Raw genomic sequence first — 22,291 nt, 5'->3', positions numbered from 1 at the left:
CTTCATTGATTACAACCTTTCCAGTTGTATTACATCTTACCAATCCAGCAGGACTGTGCTGCCTGTTTTTCCATCAGGACCTTTCATTATTCCTGGGTACTGGCCCGCGTATCAGTCCCAGCTTGGCACGAGCTTCAGATTGTGAAGAGAGCATCGTGACAAGAATTCCACCACTGCCATAATGCAGGCTTTTTTTGCACGCACCGTTTAAATAATCTTTTCTCAAAAATCTCGCAGCATGCGTATTTTTCCTATGACTGCAATCCGTTCCCTGATCCTGTCGTAACTCATATCTGCCCCTAAATCTATTATTCTGCAGTGAGTTCTGACACTGCTTCCCAGCCTTGTCATATTTACTTCAGATTTATGTTTTCAGCTACGAATCAGGGAGACATTATTACGCAGCTTACCACCTGCGTATCAAAAACAAAAAAACACTATGCCGCTAATTTAGGGCCAGCCTGGGTTTACTCAGGAATCAAGAGCTACATTGGGGAACGGACTTGTCCGATTCTGCTAAAACCGCTCCTTTCTGAAACAAAAACCCGGAGCTATCTCCGGGCAGTTTTCGGAATACCGTTATCAGAAAACCGGCATCAGATATACAGTACTTCCTTGATGTAGTACTCCATCTTTCCCCGAGGAATAACCACTACTACATCGTCATCGGGAAACTTTCCCATAAGAGCTCTGGCAATAGGAGTCTTATAACTGATAAAGCCCTTGGTAACATCAGCCTCGTAGTCTCCGACAATTTTGTAGGTTACCTCTTCGCCATTATCATCCCTTTCCAGCTTTACCGTTGCTCCAAAAACCACCTTACGTTCACTGTCTGGAACTTTTTTCAGTCTGGTAACATCGATAATTTCCGCTGTAGCCAGCTGGGCCTCCATATTCTTGATCTTGGCTTCACAAATGCCCTGCTCCTCGCGGGCCGCAGCATATTCGGCATTTTCGCTCAAATCACCATGTTCGCGGGCTTCGGCAATTGCATTGCTGATACGGGGTCTTTCCACTGTCTTCAAAAAATCAAGATCCTTGCGAAGCTGCTCGGCCCCTGCCACTGTCATTGGAGTCTTTTCCATCACTCCGTCTCCTTAAAAAACAATAAAAAAACGAGCCCCGCCACCAAGCAGGACTCTTTTGTTACTGACCATATCACCGGATCCCGGTTTCGCTACCGGAACGTCATTCAAACCTGAAACGCCGGTATTCTAGCATAACAAACAAAACAAAATACCAGCCTGAGTCACAATAACGTCGAGAAGGTCGTTTCAGATCCGCAAGCTTACCCCTTCAGATCATCAAAGAATTTCTTTGCCTTCTGCATAAAACTCTCCTTGTTGGGTTCATGGCTACCAGAACTCTTGCCTTCGCCCAGAGAAGCCTCGAAGCTGCGCAGAATCTTCTTCTGCTCATCGCTGAGTTTAACCGGAGTTTCCACCAGTATATGACAGTAGAGATCCCCCGTACGGGTTCCCTGAATGCTCTTGATGCCCTTACCGGGTACCCGAAGTCTGGTTCCGGTCTGGGTGCCCTCACTGATGGTAAGACTGATCCTTCCCGACAATGTCGGAACCTCAACCTTGCCTCCCAGAGCTGCGGTGCAGAAGCTGATAGGAACTTCCACGTGAAGATCGTTGCCATCTCGTTCAAAGATTTTATGCGGCTTGACTCTGATAACAATATACAGATCTCCGGACGGCGCTCCGTTAAGGCCTGCTTCCCCCTTGCCGTTAAGACGCAGTCTGTTACCGGTGGTAACACCTGCAGGAATAGTAACCTTTTCCTTGATCTTCTTCACTACGCGGCCGGTACCCTGGCAGCTTGAGCAGGGATTGGATATTTCCTTGCCGGTACCGTGGCAGTACGGACAGGTCTGCTCGACTGCAAAGAACCCCTGTCGCATCTGTACTCTGCCAGTGCCATGACAGTGAGAACACGTCTGAGGCTTGCTGCCATCCTTGCATCCGGTACTGTGACAGGTATCGCAGGGAACATAGGTACTGATCTCAATCTGCTTTTCGCAACCGCAGGCTGCCTCTTCAAGAGTAATATCAATAAGCTTCTCGACATCATCTCCGGGCTGCTCTCTGGGACCATTGCCTCCACCGCGTCTGTTTCCGAAGATATCTCCGAAAATATCCCCGAACATGCTGCTGAAATCACCGCCGCCAAAACCGCCACCAAAACCGCCGGCACCAGCATTGTTAGGATCCACTCCGGCAAATCCGAACTGATCGTAGGCAGCTTTTTTGTTGGGATCGCTCAGAACTGAATAAGCCTCATTAATTTCTTCAAACTTCTGAGCAGCTCCAGCCTCATGATTACGGTCAGGATGATACTTCATTGCCAGGCGTCTGAATGCCTTCTTGATAGTCTGAGCATCAGCACTCTTGTCAACACCCAGCACTTCGTAATAATCACGTTTTTCGGCCATAGTTAGGACACCCTAAATCTTAATCAAACAACAACGGATACCGCAAACGAAAGCAGTATCCGTCTCAATCATTATGAGGATTCGGACATCCCGAATCCCGAACCGACAGAATTACTTCTCATCCTTAACGTCTTCGAATTCGGCATCCATAGTATTGCCGTCATCCTTAGCGGAAGAGGAAGCTGAATCCTGAGAAGGCTGCTCCTGAGGCTGCCCCTGAGAACCGGACTGAGTATACTGAGGCAAAGCACCGCAGATATCCATCAGCTTCTTCTGAGCTGCTTCAATGGCTTCCTTGCTATCGCCCTTGGCAGCGGTCTCCAGTTCCTGAATTGCATCATCAATATTCTTCTTGAGATCGGCAGGAACCTTATCACCGGCTTCGCTGAGCTGAGTCTTGACAGAAGAAACCAGCTGATCGGCAGCGTTGCGGGCTGTGGCCAGCTCGGCAAACTTCTTGTCTTCCTCGGCATGAGCCTCAGCGTCTCTTACCATTCTCTGAATCTCATCTTCAGAAAGTCCTGAGGAGGACTGAATAGTAATCTTCTGTTCCTTGCCGGTATTCTTGTCCTTGGCACTTACATGGATACAGCCATCGGCATCGATGTCAAAGGTAACCTCAATCTGAGGAACACCGCGACGGGCCGGAGCAATACCGGTAAGATCGAAGTTGCCGAGCAGCTTGTTATCGGCAGCACGCTTGCGTTCGCCCTGGAGAACTCTGATGGTTACAGCAGGCTGATTATCCTCAGCAGTAGAGAAAATCTGGCTCTTCTTGGTCGGAATGGTGGTATTCTTCTCGATAAGAGGAGTCATTACGCCGCCCATGGTTTCAATACCGAGAGAAAGCGGAGTTACGTCCAGAAGGAGAACGTCCTTCTTGTCGCCTGAAAGCACGGCACCCTGAATAGCGGCACCCACTGCAACAGCCTCATCCGGATTAACATCCTTGCGGGGATCCTTTCCGAAGAACTCACGAACTACCTGCTGAATAAGAGGCATACGGGTCTGACCACCCACCAGAAGCACATCGTCAATATCGCTCTTGCTGAGCTTGGCATCGTTAAGAGCAATCTTAACCGGCTCCAGAGATGAGTTGACCAGATCCTGAACCAGAGCCTCAAGCTTGGCACGGGTCATAGTTACGTTCATGTGCTTAGGACCGGTGGCATCAGCAGTGATGTAAGGCAGATTGATGTCTGTCTGCATAGCGGAAGAGAGCTCAATCTTGGCCTTTTCGGCAGCTTCCTTAAGACGGGAAAGTGCGAGAATATCCTTGCTGAGATCTACACCGTTAGTCTTCTTGAAATCATCAATGAGGAAGTCGATTACTCTCTTGTCAATATCCTCACCGCCCAGGTGGGTGTTACCATTGGTGGAAAGAACCTCAAAAGTTTTACCGCCCTCACCGTCTTCATCGATGTCGATGATGGAAATATCGAAAGTACCGCCACCGAAATCGTACACGGCAATCTTCTTCTCGCCCTTAACCTTATCCTCGCCATAAGCCATGGCAGCTGCGGTAGGCTCGTTGATAATACGCTTGACCTCAAGGCCGGCAATTCTTCCTGCGTCCTTGGTAGCCTGACGCTGCTGGTCATTGAAGTATGCCGGTACAGTAATAACTGCTTCGGTAACCTTCTCGCCAAGAATATCCTCTGCAGTCTTCTTCATCTTCTTGAGAACTTCCGCAGAAACCTGAGGCGGAGCCATCTTCTTGCCGTCCTTGAGAGCAACCCAGGCATCGCCGTTGTCAGCTCTCACAATCTTGTAGGGCATTACAGAAACGTCTCTCTGAACTTCTCCGTCATCAAAACGTCGGCCGATGAGACGCTTAACCGCATAAAGGGTGTTTTCAGGATTGGTTACCGCCTGACGCTTGGCAACATCACCCACAAGAATCTCGCCCTTATCGGTATAGCCAATCGTAGAAGGAGTGGTACGCTTTCCTTCCGCATTTTCCAGAACTCTAGTCTGACCGTTGTCAAGAACTGCAACGCATGAATTGGTAGTACCCAAGTCAATACCAATAATCTTACCCATAGTATGTATTTCTCCAGTTAGTAATCTTTTCAACAGGCCTTTCAGTATCTGTAGTTCCTGTCTCGTCTGACCTTTACATGGTGGCTAATTGCTTCTTTTCAAGTGCAATTGCAAAAAAAAATAAAAAATCCCGAAATGTCCGTTTTCTCATTTTTGGGATTCTTCATTGCTTACGCCATTGCCGCCTTCATCACAATCATCATCCAGTTCGGCATCTTCAGTAATTGTTTCCGCATTCTGACCGGAAATTCCTTTGTAACAGTAAAGCTCGCGCATGAACACTGTTATCAGCATTGCCCCTGAAGCGGCAGCGATAAAGGCTGCCACAACCAGTATCCCCCCGCTCGTAATCAAAGTTCCCATCAGGAACATCACCGCCATCATAAAAAACACGACTGCCAGGCGCAGCTTTTTCTCGGTATCTGATCTCTTTGTCATGTAATGCCTCTGTCAGTCGGCAGATACACTGCCCCTATCATTTGCCTGAAATGCAGGAATCCCCGGAGAACAATCATCTCCGGGGATTCAGTGCTGAAACGGCCGGTGCTGCCGGACGCATTTTCATATCAGGCTTCGGTATTTACAGAACCGCCGTTACCGGCAGACACCACCACCTGGGCAGCTCTGATGATTCTTCCGTTAAGAGAATACCCCGTGCGGAAGGTATCAATGATGTGATTTGCCGGAATCGCCGGATTGGGGACAAAAGTCATGGCCTCATGGAGCTCCGGGTTGAACTCGTCTCCGTTTGCCGGCTTGATTGCCTTAAGACCATTATTCTCCATAGCCTTGAGAAGAACCGTCATAGTTCCCTTCACGCCTTCAACAACCTGTGCAACCATCTCGGGATTATCAGGAGTGATTTTTCCGGAATACTCAACCGCCTTCTCCATGGCCTCCAGCGGCGGAACGAGATCCTGAGCAAATCTTGTTATCGAATAATCCTTGGCCTTCTGAACATCCTGCTCGCAGCGCTTTCTCATGTTCTGAACTTCGGCACGGGCTCTTAGAATTTCCTCCCGGAGATTCTTGTTTTCTTCTTCGTATTCACGAACCTTCTTCTGAGCTTCCTCAAGATCCTTCAGAAGCTTTTCCGGTGTAAGCTCCTCCTTCTCTTCCGGCTTGACAGCCTCTTCGGCGGTATTTTCCTCAGCCGGCTTTGCAGTCTCGGTATCAGTTTCGTTCTGTACCTGAGCTTCATTATCCGTCTCTGTACTGTTCTGCTGAACTTCACTTTCGTTAGTCATTCACGTATCTCCCAAAATCCATATAAACCCGAATGTAACATGGGGATTAAGTTTAAATTTTCAAGACAGCCGGATAATTTAACCCCAAACCGTCCAGTACGTCCACAGAATACTGTAGTATTTCTCCGCCCTGAATCTGCCTCCATTTGCATTTCCAGGATTTTCTGTTCAAGTCGTTCTGACAGTATCCGTCTCCTCAGCATTACTCCGGCAATGCCTGCCCGGCTTTGAGACCGATCCTGATTTTAAGAACTTCCCGCAATCCCCGGTTCCCGCCAGAGCCAATTTCTGTGCTAAAATTACCCGAGATTAGGGAATAAAAAGGCTTTTGCATGAAAATCGTATTTGCAGTCCTGTTACTGCTGACTCTTGCTCCGGTTCTGAATTCCTGTGCCTACAGGCCGGATCTGTATCAGGGGAACTTCACCGAACAGAAGGATGTCAATCTGCTCCGCCGCGGCATGACTCAGGAGCAGGTAAAATTTATTCTGGGAACACCGATGCTGACCGACCCCATGGATTCCTCCACCTGGTACTATATCAACTACGTACGCATCGGCTGGTCAGAGCCAGAACAGAAAAAACTGGTGGTTAAATTCAACACCCAGGAGACTCTTGAAGACATTTACGGAGATTTTGAAAAAAGCTCCCTTTTTGACAATGCGGTAACGGTACCGGCACAGTAAAGGCTCGCTGTCCGTTTTCACTGGCGGAATTATTTTTATGAAGGCTGTTCTCCTTTTTCTTTTTGCAGCTCTGATCTCTGTATCTTTTTCCGGATGTTCGGCTCCGGAGGAAGAACGTTTTAACCCCCGAAAACATGCCAGGAACCATCTCCAGAGCTTCAAACTTCCTGAGAATACTTTTCCGGAACTCTATCCGGAGCTTGACCGCCGCTTCACTGTTTATGCCCGGGAGTGTTCCTGGGGGATCCCTGACAGCGGTCTCAAACTGGCAGAGCTTTACAGCTCCACCCTGAAGCCCGACGGAGAGCACTACCTTTATTTCCAGCAGATGAAGTTTTCCAGCCTGTACACCTACTGCTGGCTTACCATGGCAAGCAGAGCGAAAGCGGTCAACGAAAAACGGCCAGAACTCTTTAAAAAGGCACTTGAGGAATTACGGAACGCCTCCCCAAAAAGCCCCCGAGATATCATGGAAATCATTTACGCCTTTTATCAGCTAAAGGATCCCACCAGTGCCCAGAACTGGATTTCCAAACTTAACTTTAGAGAAAGAGGCGATGTTCCTGCCATGTATGAGCTGGGCAAATTTCTGTTTAAGGCTGACGATATGCAGCTTCAGGGGTACACCATGGTGGAAAGAGCTGCCTCCATGGGATACCAGGATGCCATGTTTCAGCTCACTTCCCCGGAATATACCGAATTCCGGGAAAATCACCCTCAGCTTAAAGCTTCATTTCAGAAACTGATGAACAGAGGAAGATCGCAGAATACCAATGAATCTAGTGAAGACGGCGATCCTGCATTCGGAACAAGTCTTTTCAGAAAAAAATAACCTGGACAACGGTATTTTCCTTCGGAAAACTCTTTTAGCTATCAGGCCTCAAAATCAATATCCGAAGAATGTCCGCTACCGTCGGATATGCGACCGTTTCGGCCATAAAGAGCCTCCCGATCATCACTCTCCCGCCCGTATCCGGATTTTTCCTCTTCTTCATCGCAGTATTCCCGGACCGGACGCTTTTTCTCGGTTTTTCTTACCCCTTTTTTAAAATTAAGAATGGCCGGGCCTCCGCTGTATCTGGGAAGAATTGCAAAGACTGCATCCATAGCACATCTCCTCTCTTTCTGATCCGGAATGCTCCGAACAGTCTTCAAGATCTGACTATCACAGCATCCCTGATCACAACGTCCCTGTAAGCAACCACACTCCTGTAAAAACGATCAACTTCCATCCTCTCTTCTTCTTAGCGGCAGATTATTCACAAAATTGAGATTGACACCGGCTAAAAAACTTAAAAACGAGCCCCCGCCTGATTTTTCAGCTTTTTCCTGCTAAAAATATTTTTTCCATGCTCTTCAAAGACAATCAGGCAGCTTTTTTCCCCGTTTTGTCTCAAACCTCTTATTCTTGCAAGCTTCGTCCTATATCAGAATAGTGATAACCGGTGCACTTTGGTAAAATGCTTCCTGCAAAACCGGAGTAAAACACTGCCATAGAACCAGCACGGAGAAGGCCATAATGAACATGAATGATATCAGCCATAACGACAACGCACCACAGAAACAGCAGATCCCCATAAACTACGGTATCGACAACACCGCCCTGGACAAAGCTCTGGGCTTTCTTGTGGAATCCCAGACTGAAATCAACCGCCGCATGGCGCTGGCAGAACTAAAAAAATCAAAGGTCATTGTTCCGGTTAAACTGGACGGCAGCTACAAATTCAATAACGGCGGAGTATCCTTCTCTGATAATGCCAGACTTGAATACGTGCTAATAAAAAACGCCAATGACGAGCACTACTGCCCAGTATTCACAAATGCCGGAGAATTCAAAAAATTCACTCTCGACAAAACCGGCAACATTGTTCAGAAATTTACCGGTGTGGCGGAAACCGTCTGTGCCGGTAACAGCATCCTGAAAGGAATCGTGGTAAACCCCTTCGGTTCCGGGATTACCATTGACAAAGAACTCCTGGCAGAACTTCTCAAAACTCCAGAAGGCAGAATATCATGCACCACAGCGCCGGCAAAAGCTCCCTACAGACTGTTCTCAATACCCAAAGGAACAACAGTTGCTGTCGGCACTCCTAAAAACAGGCCGGACAGTCTTATCAAAGCGCTGTCCCAGGATATGGCCGATCTTAAAAACATAAAAAAAGCCTGGCTCTGCGCATTACAGTGGCCGGATCGCAAAAATGCCGCCGGGGTGGCCGAGATAACCTATCTGGTGGTTACTCAGACAACTGACAGTCCTCAGGATATCTTTCCAGGACTTTCAATGACAGCCGACAAGCATTCCGGTACCCTGCACACAGATTTTATGGTCTACAACCCGGACAGCGAATTTCTCAGAGCAGCTCTGAAAAATATCGAACCTTTCTATGTCCGCAAAAAGATACTGGGACTTTTCTGATACAGTATTCTTCTATCGCGCGGGGATGGATATAAGCGGATCCGGATATCCCCGCCGCTCCTGAAATCAGGTGTTATACCCCCGCTACCGTGCACACTGCTGTTTCGAGGTAATTATGAAAAATGCTCCTTCATCCTGGATCCCCAAGGAATTAAGCTGGCTTTCATTTAACGAACGGGTTCTCCAGGAAGCCCAGGACAAGAGTGTTCCCGTAGTAGAAAGAGTCCGTTTTCTGGGGATCTATTCCAGTAATCTTGACGAGTATTTCAAGGTTAAAATCGCCGATCTCAAAAGACGGGTAGTTATAGACGAGGAAAATGACAACGATTCCGGAGCAAAGGAGGTGCTCAAGCAGTGCCTTAGCAAGGTAAAGAAGCTAAACGACACCTTTGACAACACATATAGTATGCTCCTTACAGAGCTTTCCTCACATAACATCTTCCTTTATGACGAAAAACAGATAACCGAGGAACAGCGAGTCTGGGTAACCGATTTTTTCAGGAGAAACGTTCTTAAGCACATAAGTCCCGTAATCCTTAATGATTCCATCGATCTGGTATCCTTCCTCAAGGATAAGTATGCCTACCTGTTAGTGAAAATGACCCGTAAAGGTCATAAGGAAGGACGGGAAAAAAGCCAGGACAGGGATGGATCTAACAGTGTTACCTATGCTCTTATCGAGATCCCTACCGACAAAATTCCCAGATTTATCCAGATTCCCACTTTTGGAAACAAAAAGGAAAAGGTGCTGATGATCCTGGACAATGTTATCCGTATCGGGCTGGATCTCATCTTCAAGGGGCTTTTTAATTACGATGAAATCAGTGCCTATTCCGCAAAAATGAACCGGGACGCAGAGTACGACCTGTCTTCCCAGATGGATCGCTCCTTTGTTGAAAACATGTCCCAGAGCCTGAAACAGCGCCTGGTTTCCATGCCGGTACGTTTTGCCTACGACAAGGAAATGCCGAAGGAAATGGTGCGCTACATCGTAAACAAACTCTGCATGCAGGACTTCGACTCCGTAATGGAGGGGGGGCGCTATCACAACTTCAAGGACTTTACCGGCTTCCCCAATGTCGGACGGGACTATATTGAAAACACCCCACTTCCCGAACTGAACTCCACCGATTTCGATGCAGCGGCAAATGCCTTCGAAGCCATCAGCGCCCACGACATTCTGCTCTATTATCCGTACCATTCCTTCCGGTACTTCACAGAGCTTCTGCGTCAGGCTTCCTACGATCCCGCCGTTACCGCCATCAAAATCAACATCTACCGGGTAGCCTCTAAAAGCCGTGTCATAAGTTCGCTCATTGATGCCGCCAATAACGGCAAGCACGTCACGGTAATCGTGGAATTAAAGGCCAGATTTGACGAGGAAAACAACATAAAATGGGCCAGCAGGCTCACCGATGCCGGAGTTAAGGTACTGTTCGGCATGCCCAGCCTCAAAATTCATTCAAAACTCTGCCTGATTACCAGAATTGAGGACGGGCAGCCAACCCGCTACGCCCACATAGGAACCGGCAACTTTAATGAAAAAACCGCTAAAATCTACACGGATTTCGCCCTGTTTACCAAGCACCCAGAACTGACTCAGGAAGTAGCAGAAGTATTTACCTTTATCGAATTTCCTTATATTCATACCAAATTTGACCGGCTTCTGGTATCACCCATCAATGCCCGCAGGAAAATCACGGACATGATTGAAAACGAGATAAACAACGCCCGTTCAGGATTTACCGGTAAAATTCTGGTTAAAATCAACAATCTGGTGGACAAGGAGCTGATTGACGAACTGTACAAAGCCTCTCAGGCCGGCGTACAGATCGACATGATTATAAGAGGCATGTGTTCTCTCCGGCCGGGAATCCCGGGGCTCAGCGAAAACATCAGAATTATCAGCATTGTGGATCGTTTCCTGGAACACCCCCGGGTGATGTATTTCTACAACAACGGAAATCCCCGGCTGTTCATTTCCTCCGCTGACTGGATGTCCCGGAATCTCGATACCCGCATTGAAGTGGGAACACCGATTCTCTCCCCGATTCTGAAAAATCGCATCATGGATATTCTCAATATCCAATTCCAGGATACCATGAAAGCCAGAATCATCGATTCCGAACAAACGAACACCTACGTGAAGAGAGGCAACCGCAGGAAACTGCGTTCGCAGATAGCCATATATGATTATCTGGCAAAGAACGAAGAAAAGAAACAGGAAAAGCGGGGCGCCCGGCAAACTCAGGAATAGTCAGAAGCTGAGTCGGACAGAGTCTCTGCTTTCTTACGGGCCTTTTTCTCCGCCCTTCGCATCCGGAAAAAATCAGACAGGATAGCCGCGCATTCCTCTGCCAGAATTCCTCCGGTGACGTCCGGCACATGATTGTGCCGGGGATCGCTCATAACACGGAACGCCGACTCGTGAGCACCGGTCTTCGGTTCCCAGGCCCCGTATACCACCCGATCTACCCGGGACAGCACAATAGCCCCCGTACACATCAGACACGGTTCCAAAGTAACATAAAGAGTAGCTCCGATAAGGCGGTAGTTACCTGTAAGGAGAGCCGTCTTTCTGATAACCACCATCTCTGCATGGGCACTGGGATCCCGGGAGGTCAGCATCGAATTACAGCCCCGAACAACGACCTGTCCGTTCATCACCACCACAGCTCCGACAGGAACTTCTCCCAGATCCCGGGCACGCCTGGCTTCCCTGAGAGCCTCTTTCATAAAAATCTCGTCAATATTAAGAAGTTCCTTCATGATTCTCTGTCAGTATTCGCCGTATCAGGCAGTATTACAAAAAACAATCCTCCGGCAGACAGAAAAATGCTGGGACATGACTGCCGGACTCAGGCACAAAAAAAGCCCCGGCTAATTGTCGGAGCTTTTACATGTTTTTACAACAGAATTTCTCAGTCTGTCAGCATGCCACGCACGAACTACTCTTCAATCGAAGCCTTTTTCTGGGGAGTCCGGGCAGCATCCACCGACCCCAGATACTCAGGAAGGTTAAGTCCGGCCATTTTTGCGACATCATGAAGCGGCGGCAGACTCTTCACCATGCCGGACAGAAAATTTGCAGTCGAGGTCTTTCCGTCACCAGCACCTCCGTTACTGTCATGATCCCAGACAGTAACCTTGTCGATCTTGATATTCTTGATCGCCTCTGTCTGCAGGCCAACCAGTTCCTGGAGCTTTTCAATAATAAGCAGGGTGGAAGCCGCTTCCACATTGTTTCCGGCACTCTTGACCAGTTCGGCGTAACCGGATGCCTTAGCTTCAAGAAGCGCCTTCTGCCCCTGAGCTTCAGCCTGGTACTTCAAAAGCACAGCATCAGCCTGACCGCGGGCCTCTTCACGCTGCTTCTCGGCAATAGCCTGGGCGTCAATAATGATCTTCTGCTTGTCGATTTCCTGACGGGAAATTTCCGCAGCATTAAGTCTCTGCTTTTCTGCGAGGTATTTAGCCTTTTCGATTTCAGCCTGGGCCTGGCTCTTGGCAACCTCAGATCTCTGATGAGCCTCAGCCTGGATAACCTCCAGCTCAGCATTGGACTGGGCAATCTTCTTCTTGGCCTCGTTTTCGCCGGAAATTGCCTGGGATTCCTGATCAGCCACATAGCAGCGCTGTCCGGCCTCAGCCTGCTTCATACCCTTCTGAGCCTCGGCCTGGTTCTGAGCCACAGAAATGTCCTTCTCTCTGTTGGCCTCGGATTCACCAACAGCACCGATCTTTTCCTGATTGGCCACATCAATCTTGGCTTTGTTTACCGCCTCGGCAGCAGCCTTTTTACCGATACTCTCGATGTAGTCGGATTCGTCGGTGATATCGGTAATATTAACGTTGATAAGCTTAAGGCCAATCTTGTTGAGTTCCGGCTCCACGTTGGCCATGATCTTTTCCTGGAAGCTTTCACGATCCCTGTTGATTTCCTCGATATCCAGAGAAGCCACTGTAAGACGAAGCTGGCCGATGATGATATTCTTGGCCATATCCTCTATCTGCGGCTGATCCATGCCGAGAAGACATACGGCCGCATTCCCCATAATGTCGGATTCGGCAGAAATCTGAACAGTAAAGCTTGAAGGAACGTTAATACGGATATTCTGCTTTGAAAGTGCTCCGGTCAAAGGAATATTGATAGTCATGGGCTTCAGATCCATATACTGATAATCCTGAACCAGAGGCCATACAAACACACCACCGCCATGCACGCACTTAGACGCCCTTTCGCCGGTTCCCATACCATAAACCACCAGAAGCTGGTCTGAAGGACAGCGTCTGAATCTGTTAACAAAAAATACTATGAGCGCCATACCGATAATAACGGCAAGCACTACCGCCACAAGTGGTAACATATGCTTATTTCTCCATCAAATACGATATTTCTTATCCGTACAAAACATCCAAAACTGCTTTTCAAAACCGCCCCGAAAAACAATTACAATTCGTCAAGACTCATTTTTCTACTGTGTTATCTGGCAGGATCGGAGCTTTTTCCGGAAGGTCCGGTTCAAACGATGCCAGACTCCTTTTTGAAAGCTTTCAAAGTCCTTGCTGATTACATAAATGCCCAGAGAGACCACAGCAAAATGGCATAACCCTAAAATCAGAACATCACCATTTTCTTATTAAACTTCTCCTCTGAAATGATTAACTCCAGTACAAATATCAGAAAGCCACTATCTGCCGCCTGTCAGAGTCCCCTTTTCCTCGGCACCGGCAGCGGTAAGAGGAACCACTACCAGCACGGAATCATCGGTAACTCTCACAATCCTTACCCTGGTGCCGGTGGGGATTACTTCGCCGTTCTCGGAAACCGCACTGTAATAAAGACGTCTGCCCTGCATGCTGAATTCAACCTGTCCTGTGCCATCCTTCTGCAAAGTCAGATAAACCTTGCCGTCCTTGCCTACAGAATTGGAAATCCTGATATTTCCCCGGTTCTGAAGCTTCAGCATAAATGCGGTGAGCTTAGCCATTATCAAAACCATCACAGCTCCGGCTACCAGTGTTATCAGTACGGAAATAACGCTGTTATGGAAGGTTCTCTCCGCCCAAAAACCAAACAGGCCGCCAATGAGACCAAACGACGATATGGACTGCAGAGAAATATATCTGAGTGCCGTCTCGGAACTGTCAGCAATAGAGGTTTCAGCATCCGAAGGGTCTGCATCGATTCCAGTAAAAAACATGAGGAATAGTCTTATGAAAAATATCGTTCCTCCGGCCACCATCATAAGAACGAACATATATTCCAGGCCTGACATCTCTTCCAGGAATTCAAACATAGCACTAACCTCCTCCGATAATAATAAGCAAGGCTGACTAACTATAAATAAAAACTGCCTTTATCCGTAACAATATCTTTAACTTTTGGGATATCAGACATATTAAAAGCAAAAAAGTAGCCGGAAAGGGCATTCCTCTAAAATCACGAAGAACCGTGCCGTAACGGATAGCCCGCTTCCCGGATCTCCTCAATTATCGAGCTGTAAATCCGCGGGAGGCTTTGCCGGGTTCTCCTAAGCTTTTTCTGACATGTTCCGGCACTCCAGCACATAAGGATGACCAGAGCCTGACAGACAACAATACCGGTTCCGTTAAGAAGAACGGGCTCTCTTACCGCACTGACACAAAACTCCGCTGCCAGCACCATGGCGGCCATGTAGCCCCCGAAATGATGCCTGAGCAGAATCCATACCGCCAGAAGTGCCAGAGGAATCAGACACTGGCATATTTCATAAGTGGTAAAGCTGAGATCCCACCAGGAGATGCCTCTCCGGAAATTTCCCACTATTGCCAAAGCTGCCGGCTTCAGGGAATACAGCGCCAAAACAGCATAGCCTGTGCGAAGGGTCTTCATCCAGAGAAATACCTTCCTGGCTTCCGGGGAAAGTCTGTCAATTCTGGTTCTGGTCATAACGGCTTTTTTGAAACAACACCCTGTATGATATCTACATAAAGCCGGATTGACGGAATTTCAAGAAAAACCGTATGAATAAAAAAAGAACAGAAAAGCATAACGGGGACGGTTTATATATCTCATAATTACGGCGGCTGATGACACGGGCTTTCCTACGTTTCATCAGCCAGATAAGAAACCCGGGAGTTCGGCAAAGAAGAATACGGTTACGGAACTTCTCCGACTGTCATTTCTCTTTTGCGACCACAGCCGGAAACCTTCACCGTGGCGAATCCGGCTGCATTCAGATTCCTTCTTACAGTTCCGCTCACAGTATATGTTGCCAGCGTTGTTCCGGGAATACTCAGCCTGAAAAGATTCCGCATCACCGGCAGAGACCACATATCAGGATTTCTGGCAGGCGAAAAACCGTCCAGAAACCAGGCATCCACCGGCCGGGATAGCCGGAGCGCAGTACTGATGTCCAAAACGTCGCCAATAATAAGATGCACCGTGATCCCCGGTTCCGGAACCATGGTCTGTATTCCCGAACCGGCTATCCGGTAACACCCCTGAAAAAGCCCGGCCTCCCGGGAAAGATTCCGGAAAATACCCTGAGCCTTTTTAAGATCTTCCGGGCGGAGAGGAAATTTTTCCATGGTGACAAAATGAATCTCCGGAAGAGTTCCACCCTGTTCCCGAAGCTCTCTGAGAAGTTTCATAAGAACCAGAAGATTCCGACCGGTTCCAAAGCCAGTCTCTCCGATAACAAATTCGGTTCCGTTTCCCGTCCTCAGACGTTCCGGAAGCCTGTTGCCTCTGATAAAAACATGCTCCGATTCCAGATATCCTCCGGCATCAGAAAAATATACATCATCAAAAACAGGACTTCCGGCAGTTTCCCCGTCAATACTGATTGTTGCATATTCCGGATCCGAAGCGGACGGAATCCCGGAAGCAAGCGAAATTTCCATGGAAGTATTCCTTAAAAAAACAGGCCATACGGAAGCTCAGGAGAATAAACACCAGCAGCACAGCCCCCCGTTTTCAGCCGGAGGGATTATGACAGAAATCCGGAGTTATGGGAAATCCCACATAACAACACCGGAATTAAATTTCCCTGTTTAAACAGCCCCCTCTCAGATTCGGGAACCGCTTAGCGACAAAATTCGGCCCAGATTATGAAAACCGCTGCATTTTTGCAGAAAAAGACTGCCAATGTTCAGAAAATGGCAAATGTTTTCCATGACTGTTTTTTCAAAATCATCATATTGATATAGAATAAATGCATGACTGCGCGGATGGCGCAAAATCCGTTTTAAGCCACAGAATTCACGGAGAAACAGATAATATGAGAAGAGCTGTTATTACCGGTATCGGAATAGTATCTAGCATAGGGAATAACGCTACAGAAGTGTTGGAATCTCTCAGATCTGGAAAATCCGGCATAACCTTCTCGGAGCAGTTTCGCGATATCGGGATGCGATCCCAGGTATGGGGCAATGTCAAGCTCGATACCTCAGATCTGGTAGATCGCAAGATACGCCGTTTTATGGGCGATGCTGCAGTTTACGCCTTTCTGGCAATGCAGGAGGCAGTGAAGGATTCCGGACTTCCGGAAAGTGAAGTATCCAACGAACGTACCGGACTCATTTGCGGGTCGGGCGGTTCGTCGCCCAAAAATCAGGTAGAAGCATGCGAAACTCTGAAAACCAGAGGCGTTAAAAGAGTGGGACCATATCAGGTCACCCGCTGCATGGGATCCACCACCTCGGCGTGTCTGGCCACACCCTTTAAAATCAAGGGTGTCAACTACAGCATTAGCTCCGCCTGCGCCACCTCGGCACACTGTATCGGAAATGCCGTGGAACAGATCCTTCTGAACCGTCAGGATGTGGTATTTGCCGGCGGCGGCGAGGAGCTGGACTGGACGCTGTCATGTCTCTTTGACGGTATGGGAGCGCTGAGCACCAAATTTAACGACACTCCGGAACAGGCCTCCCGCACCTACGATGCCGATCGGGACGGCTTTGTCATTGCCGGAGGCGGCGGCATGGTGGTAGTAGAAGAGCTTTCTCATGCTCTGGCCAGAGGCGCCAGAATTTACGGTGAGGTTCTTGGCTATGGCACCACCTCCGACGGCTATGACATGGTAGCTCCTTCAGGGGAAGGTGCCATGCGCTGCATGAAAATGGCCATGTCAGGAATCGGAGATCGCCGTATTGACTACATAAACACCCACGGCACCTCCACCAAAGTGGGTGATACCCGGGAAATCGAGGCCATTAAGGAAACCTTCGGTGATGCCATGCCGAAATTCAGTTCTACCAAATCCATGACCGGACATTCTCTGGGAGCTGCCGGAGTACAGGAAGCCATTTATTCCCTCCTGATGCTGAACAACGGCTTCATCGCCCCCAGCATCAATGTGACAAATCCGGATCCCGTGGTAGCCGGACTTCCCCTGGTAACGGAATATACCGAACAGCATCTTGAAACGGTAATGTCCAACAGCTTTGGTTTTGGCGGCACCAACGCCTGTCTGGTGCTGGGCGCATACAAAGAATAGCGCAGAGCCGAAATTTTCAGCCATGAGAGCCCTGAATTTTCAGGGCTTTTTCTTTTTTCGGCTCTGCATTCCCACGCAGGATTAAAGAGCCCAACGCTCCATTTTCATATCTTCAGGGCTTCACACAGAATATAAAAACAGATGGAACAGATTCCGAAAAAAATCCGCCTTAGGACGCTGCGCTAAACAGCATTCTCCTGAAAGCGAAAAATGCCGCTCCCATCATGCAGAGCGCCGACCAGACATAGTCCCAGCTGAATTTTTCTCCAAACACAAAGATCGAAAGCGGCAGGAATACGGAAAGAGTAATCATTTCCTGCATGATTTTTAACTGACTAACCGAGAGATATGCCGAAGCCCAGCGATTTGCTGGAACCATCAGCACATACTCCAGAAAGGCAATTCCCCAGGAAAACAGAATGGCATAAAAAATCGGACGTTCTGCCATTTTGCTGAGATGGAGATACCAGGCCAGATTCATAAAAACATTGCTTATTACAAGAAGCACCACACTCCCCGCAATTATCCATCCCATGGGCATAGGCATTTCTCCTTAAATGATGATCTTTAATAATGCTGTCAGACCGGCGTACTCCTCCTGCCGGAAAACCGGAGTATTATAGTCCATTCCGCACTCACTGACTGCTCCGTGTCATTGCACCCCGGCATCCTCTTCTGTGCGGCCGCGCTTTTTTCAGACGTAAAAAAGGACCTGAGGCATATGTCCTGCAGGTCCTAAGCTGTGAATGTTAACAAGAACGAGGATCAGAGATTCTGTTCGTCATCCTCATCAAGACTCTTAATATAGTTACTCTGGGCAAATACCGGAACCTGAACCCCCATCAGCCGGCCGTTACCGGTCTCGCTCTTATATCTGGCCATCATTTTTTCAGCACCGACAAGACTCGCATCTCCCATGGCATTCACAGCTTCGATAAGATCACTGCAGAATCGCTGCTTCCCGACATAGCGAATCCTCTGGGCCAGACTTTTACTGGCCTTTATAATAATCGGATCATGCCGGCTGCTGTAATGGGAGGCATCCGCCAGATAGCGGGACCACTGCTCCTGAACCTCCGGAGCCTGATTTCTGACCTCTGTCCAGTTGGGCATTACCGTGGTAATGTCAACAGTGATATCGGCACCGTAGAATTCACACTGCTCCGGCTCCTGCCTTACATCAAGATTCCAGTTAATGGCATAGCTGACCTTCACAATGCTGCGCTTGTTGGTATTGACATTCAGTGGCGCACTGCTCTCTATGATGTCGTGCAGCTCTTCCGGTGTATCGGCAGATACGTCATAGAATGAGGTATTGCGGTTAACATGCTCCCTGACGTCAAGATCATGGTAGAAGACATCTTCAGAATGATCGCCATGCTCCTTGTTGTAACGCAGCACCTGATCCGCCCTGCTGTTATGGCCGACAGCATTGTTGGCAATATTGGGAAGGACTGTATCGCCCACCACCGTTGCAAAGCGCTCGTCAAGAACGGAATGCTCTTTTTCACCGTTTACAAACTGAGGAAGAATGAAAAGAAAAGCATAAACAAGTGCCAGAGGAACTCCCACAATAAGAAGAGCCAGCAGGGTTTTACGCATCATATATATTACATTTTACCTTATTCAGTATCGGAAAATCGGTTCGTCGTCAGCAGCAGAGCCGACAGACTGGATGAGGAATTTTACCGCAAATCGGAAAGGAACCGTAATACTTATGACGGTTTTTATATGTTTATGAGATCATGTGCACTGTTTTTTACCCGGGGTTTTGCACAGACTTTTACACAGACTTCTCCACAATCATTCAAAACTTCTCCACAGTTTTTACACAAGACAAAGCGCCTAAAATCAACAGTTCTCCGGGTTTATACACAGTTAATCGATTTTTTCGTCATACATCCCAGGTATTCATGAAAATCTTCGCTCCCGGTATGAACGGGTTTCATCGCCTCTTTAACAATGATGACACAACGTCCCGGGCAGCGGGATAAGTTCGGTACTATCACCTCCTGGCAGATCCTAGAATCAGGGAGATATTTCAATACGGTATTTGCAAATTCCGATAATAATAGTAAAATGCCCGGTCTGTAGCGTATGCACAGAGATGGCAGCGATATTTCCTGTAGGGCTCAGAGAGGAGATCAGACCTGATTGACAGCAAACTGAAGCACACCGGAGACGGCTGGCATCTGACTTCGGACAGAATGCCGGAGTAAACGTCGGGTTTTGTTCCGGGAAACGGTCAATATTGAGGATTTTATGGCAAAAGAAGATTGCATTGAAATGCAGGGAACAATAGTTGAGACTCTGCCTAACACCACCTTTCGCGTTGAACTTGACAACGGTCATGTTGTAATGGCCCACATTTCAGGCAAAATGCGCAAGAACTACATCAGAATTCTTACTGGCGACAAGGTTACCGTCCAGCTCACTCCTTACGATCTGTCCAAGGGGCGTATCATATTCCGTTCCCGCTAACATCCGGCAGGCTGATTAATTGTTCTATTTTCTTGCAAGATCCCTGATTGTAGCGGTTGTTGTAGGGAGTGTCTTCTTATTTTACGGTCAGGTTGACGATCACCTGTTCATAAAGGCTCTGGTCTGCCTTTGTTCTCTGTTTCTCTTTTATTGGTACGATCTGTACAGAATGGTGCAGCTTTTTTGGCGGCTGTTCAGATCTATGCATCTGTACCGACACAACCGGAAAGAAGAAGCCTACCGCATTTTCGAATGGCTTCTCTCACGGGATCTGGTAGTTCCACTTCCGCGTATGGCACTCATGCGTCTTACCGGAGACGGAATCGAGCAGGATGTAAATGCGGCCAAGGATTTCTGCGAAAGAGCTGTATTTAATGAATACTATGAATGCTATTACCTTCTGGGCGTTCTGTATTTCTTTCAGAACTCTCTGAGACCAGGGGCGGACAGCACTCACCTGGAGGTATGCTGTTCCGGAGCGGAAAGAAAAAGAATCCTGGAAGAGCTTTACCGCGATCGGCAATCCAAAAACAGAAAATATCCTGAAAAAGCCGTATTTCTGCGCAGCAAATTCGCAGACATCAACCCCCTACCTCCGGATTACCAGGACGCCGTATTCAACCTGGAAATGTATTTCAAGTTCAATTACGAAAATGAATGCCATTACGGCGATGCCGCTGCCCTTTACGGCTTTTGCATGATCCGGGGGCTTGGAATTAAAGATCCTGATCCGGCAAAGGGGCAGGATTTTCTGAATACTGCCCGGCGTCTTAATTCGCGGGTTCTTCCGGAAATCGAGCACAGCCTCCGGGAAAACAGAGAAATCCGCAGTTTCCGCCTTGAATACTGAAGCATTCTGTCTTTCTGTTGCTCCAAAAGGCAATGAAGTTACATACAGCAGATTCCAATGCCCAGGGTTTATATCAGACACCTCCGAATTTAGACAAAAAATGGTATACTCAAAACACGTACTGTGCAGAACTGGCATTTAAAACGACTGCCCTTCCGTTCCGGATTTTTTCACTGACCGAGCAGCCCCGGACAGACAGCGTAGCTGCACAGTTCTGTTTATTGCTATTTGTCTCCCCCACCTAAAGAAGTAGTGCCAAATGTTTAAGGAACTCTATAAAAACCGGCTGATTCTGTCCCGCATGCTCAGAATCAAGTTCAATATGCTTCTGTACCGCATGATAAACAGAAATAACAGAAATTTCTCACCCGACGAGGCTCAAAGGCAGATTGCGGAAAGCATAAAGAACGGCAAAGGCTGCCGGGTGGCTATTCTGCTGACCGGCAAGGGAATTGGCGATGCCGTTGCCGTTTCCGGGTTTATTCACATTCTTAAACAGCATTCCTGCGAGGTTAGCATTGTATGCTATGACCGGCTTTTGGGAGTGTTACCCAAAATCTTTCCCTTTGTTGACAAATTCATCAGGGGGGACCAGTATGACACTGTATTTAAGTATTTCAGCCATCGCGAAGATGTTGATGCCATTGTTGATTTCTCGGATCCCGATGTGAATTTTGATCATCACAAGCTGAAGGCTCTGTGTGCCCTCAACTGCCGAAATATCATCGGATTTAACCAGGATCTTGAGAACAGCGGCGTCCCGATACCGGATAATCCTCCCCGGGATTTTTTTTTCAATGATCCGGAATGTTTATGCAAAAACCTTCACAAATATTGAAAACCGCCCCTTCTTAAGCAGACCGGTACAGGTTCTCCGCGAATATTTCGGGATCAGTCTGGCCGAAAGCGATTACCGTTATTACATTGATGTCGATACCGCAGTCGAACAAAGAGTTACGGAATGGATTTCCGATATCAGGCAGAAATACCGTAACCCGAAATCCAAAGACACTCCCAGTCTTGTAGTAATCAATTCCAGAGCTTCGTCCCTCAACCGCTCGCTATCATCCGATATTATCAATAAAACCTGCGAATATCTCATTAACTGTGCAGGAAGCTACATCATGGTTCTTATGAACATCGCACCGGAGGAATTAAAACAGAAATCTCCTGAAATTATATTCAATCCGTTCAAATCATTTGAAGAAGTTGTCATGCTCATAAAACACGCTGATTTGATACTGTCCCCGGATACCTCGATCGTGCATGTAAGTGCCGTTTATAACAAACCGGGAATATTCATGTATCCGCGAACCAAATCAGTTCTGGGGTATAACTATGACAAGGTATGGCGGCCCGTTCATGAAAAGGGACTTCAGATATACCATGATCCTGAACCTGGCACTCCCAATGATCTCCGGGATCTGAAATTTGAGGTATTAAGGGAAGCTCTGATCAGCAAGGGGATTGTATAGCCTCCGTACTTTCTGCTGTTTCTTCCGCACCAGCAGAATCCAGTATTATCCGGTAATAAAAATGGCAAAAGGTCTATTAAAAGTTTCACAATTCTACGGACTATAACCTCTAATTTTCAGTGTTTTGTGAAACTGTAACCTTTCTTGGTCTCCCCCTCGGTCTACGAGGT

Annotated in this window: 22 protein-coding genes; 9 read left to right on the top strand and 13 right to left on the bottom strand. The window is 47.9% G+C overall.

Going from position 1 to position 22,291, the window contains the following annotated elements:
- Positions 1–596 precede the first annotated feature (596 nt).
- From greA to F557_RS18965, 5 genes are all read right to left on the bottom strand, one after another.
- Positions 597–1,085, bottom strand: a complete 489-nt coding sequence (greA, locus tag F557_RS0105675; protein WP_019001278.1) for a transcription elongation factor GreA — start codon at positions 1,083–1,085, stop codon at positions 597–599.
- 203 nt (positions 1,086–1,288) lie between these two features.
- Positions 1,289–2,440 (bottom strand): molecular chaperone DnaJ, encoded by a 1,152-nt coding sequence (dnaJ, locus tag F557_RS0105670; protein WP_019001277.1) that lies wholly within the window; start codon positions 2,438–2,440, stop codon positions 1,289–1,291.
- Positions 2,441–2,551: 111 nt separating this feature from the next.
- Positions 2,552–4,483 (bottom strand): molecular chaperone DnaK, encoded by a 1,932-nt coding sequence (gene dnaK / locus F557_RS0105665; RefSeq protein WP_019001276.1) that lies wholly within the window; start codon positions 4,481–4,483, stop codon positions 2,552–2,554.
- A gap of 147 nt (positions 4,484–4,630) precedes the next feature.
- Positions 4,631–4,921, bottom strand: a complete 291-nt coding sequence (locus F557_RS0105660; protein WP_019001275.1) for a hypothetical protein — start codon at positions 4,919–4,921, stop codon at positions 4,631–4,633.
- Positions 4,922–5,049: 128 nt separating this feature from the next.
- Positions 5,050–5,730: a nucleotide exchange factor GrpE gene (locus tag F557_RS18965; protein WP_019001274.1), complete on the bottom strand. Its 681-nt coding sequence runs from the start codon at positions 5,728–5,730 to the stop codon at positions 5,050–5,052.
- Positions 5,731–6,062: 332 nt separating this feature from the next.
- On the opposite strand from F557_RS18965, the gene F557_RS0105640 reads away from it, so the two are divergent.
- On the top strand, positions 6,063–6,416 hold the full coding sequence (locus tag F557_RS0105640; RefSeq protein WP_019001271.1) for an outer membrane protein assembly factor BamE: 354 nt from the start codon (positions 6,063–6,065) through the stop codon (positions 6,414–6,416).
- 37 nt (positions 6,417–6,453) lie between these two features.
- A complete protein-coding gene (locus F557_RS0105635; RefSeq protein ID WP_019001270.1) occupies positions 6,454–7,248 on the top strand; it encodes an SEL1-like repeat protein in 795 nt (264 codons plus the stop codon).
- 41 nt (positions 7,249–7,289) lie between these two features.
- Here F557_RS0105635 and F557_RS0105630 read toward each other — a convergent pair whose 3' ends face one another.
- On the bottom strand, positions 7,290–7,523 hold the full coding sequence (locus F557_RS0105630; RefSeq protein ID WP_019001269.1) for a hypothetical protein: 234 nt from the start codon (positions 7,521–7,523) through the stop codon (positions 7,290–7,292).
- 412 nt (positions 7,524–7,935) lie between these two features.
- Between F557_RS0105630 and F557_RS0105625 the strand changes: the two genes are divergently transcribed.
- Together F557_RS0105625 and ppk1 are read left to right on the top strand one after the other, a co-directional pair.
- Complete coding sequence (locus tag F557_RS0105625) at positions 7,936–8,832, top strand: enhanced serine sensitivity protein SseB C-terminal domain-containing protein (RefSeq protein ID WP_019001268.1); 897 nt, start codon at positions 7,936–7,938, stop codon at positions 8,830–8,832.
- Positions 8,833–8,947: 115 nt separating this feature from the next.
- Complete coding sequence (gene ppk1, locus F557_RS0105620; RefSeq protein WP_019001267.1) at positions 8,948–11,089, top strand: polyphosphate kinase 1; 2,142 nt, start codon at positions 8,948–8,950, stop codon at positions 11,087–11,089.
- Here the strand turns inward: ppk1 and tadA are convergent.
- From tadA to mnmC2, 5 genes are all read right to left on the bottom strand, one after another.
- Positions 11,080–11,601 carry a tRNA adenosine(34) deaminase TadA gene (gene tadA, locus F557_RS0105615; RefSeq protein WP_019001266.1) on the bottom strand — a complete coding sequence of 174 codons (522 nt, stop codon included), beginning with the start codon at positions 11,599–11,601 and terminating at the stop codon, positions 11,080–11,082. The two genes, ppk1 and tadA, sit on opposite strands and share 10 nt — an antisense overlap.
- 179 nt (positions 11,602–11,780) lie before the next feature.
- Positions 11,781–13,199, bottom strand: coding sequence for a flotillin family protein (locus tag F557_RS0105605; RefSeq protein ID WP_019001264.1), 1,419 nt, complete (start codon positions 13,197–13,199; stop codon positions 11,781–11,783).
- Between the two features lie 324 nt (positions 13,200–13,523).
- Positions 13,524–14,132, bottom strand: coding sequence for an NfeD family protein (locus tag F557_RS0105595; protein ID WP_019001262.1), 609 nt, complete (start codon positions 14,130–14,132; stop codon positions 13,524–13,526).
- Between the two features lie 143 nt (positions 14,133–14,275).
- Positions 14,276–14,764 (bottom strand): hypothetical protein, encoded by a 489-nt coding sequence (locus F557_RS0105590; RefSeq protein ID WP_019001261.1) that lies wholly within the window; start codon positions 14,762–14,764, stop codon positions 14,276–14,278.
- Positions 14,765–14,973: 209 nt separating this feature from the next.
- Positions 14,974–15,720: a tRNA (5-methylaminomethyl-2-thiouridine)(34)-methyltransferase MnmC2 gene (gene mnmC2 / locus F557_RS0105580; protein WP_019001259.1), complete on the bottom strand. Its 747-nt coding sequence runs from the start codon at positions 15,718–15,720 to the stop codon at positions 14,974–14,976.
- Between the two features lie 377 nt (positions 15,721–16,097).
- Between mnmC2 and fabB the strand changes: the two genes are divergently transcribed.
- Complete coding sequence (gene fabB, locus F557_RS0105565) at positions 16,098–17,315, top strand: beta-ketoacyl-ACP synthase I (protein ID WP_019001256.1); 1,218 nt, start codon at positions 16,098–16,100, stop codon at positions 17,313–17,315.
- Positions 17,316–17,484: 169 nt separating this feature from the next.
- On the opposite strand, the gene F557_RS0105560 is transcribed toward fabB, so the two are convergent.
- Positions 17,485–17,856 carry a DMT family protein gene (locus F557_RS0105560; protein ID WP_019001255.1) on the bottom strand — a complete coding sequence of 124 codons (372 nt, stop codon included), beginning with the start codon at positions 17,854–17,856 and terminating at the stop codon, positions 17,485–17,487.
- 224 nt (positions 17,857–18,080) lie between these two features.
- Positions 18,081–18,920 (bottom strand): DUF922 domain-containing protein, encoded by an 840-nt coding sequence (locus F557_RS0105555; protein ID WP_019001254.1) that lies wholly within the window; start codon positions 18,918–18,920, stop codon positions 18,081–18,083.
- 657 nt (positions 18,921–19,577) lie between these two features.
- On the opposite strand from F557_RS0105555, the gene infA reads away from it, so the two are divergent.
- The 4 genes from infA to F557_RS0105535 all read left to right on the top strand — a co-directional run bounded on the left by infA (position 19,578) and on the right by F557_RS0105535 (position 22,121).
- On the top strand, positions 19,578–19,796 hold the full coding sequence (infA, locus tag F557_RS0105550; protein ID WP_026297765.1) for a translation initiation factor IF-1: 219 nt from the start codon (positions 19,578–19,580) through the stop codon (positions 19,794–19,796).
- 19 nt (positions 19,797–19,815) lie between these two features.
- Complete coding sequence (locus F557_RS0105545; RefSeq protein WP_019001252.1) at positions 19,816–20,646, top strand: hypothetical protein; 831 nt, start codon at positions 19,816–19,818, stop codon at positions 20,644–20,646.
- Positions 20,647–20,905: 259 nt separating this feature from the next.
- On the top strand, positions 20,906–21,484 hold the full coding sequence (locus F557_RS0105540; protein ID WP_019001251.1) for a glycosyltransferase family 9 protein: 579 nt from the start codon (positions 20,906–20,908) through the stop codon (positions 21,482–21,484).
- Positions 21,444–22,121, top strand: a complete 678-nt coding sequence (locus tag F557_RS0105535; protein WP_019001250.1) for a glycosyltransferase family 9 protein — start codon at positions 21,444–21,446, stop codon at positions 22,119–22,121. Before F557_RS0105540 ends, F557_RS0105535 begins: the two co-directional genes overlap by 41 nt.
- Positions 22,122–22,291: the final 170 nt, after the last annotated feature.

Source organism: Succinimonas amylolytica DSM 2873 (genome assembly GCF_000378405.1).
GTDB lineage: Bacteria > Pseudomonadota > Gammaproteobacteria > Enterobacterales > Succinivibrionaceae > Succinimonas > Succinimonas amylolytica.
This window is presented reverse-complemented; position numbering and strand designations above follow the sequence as displayed.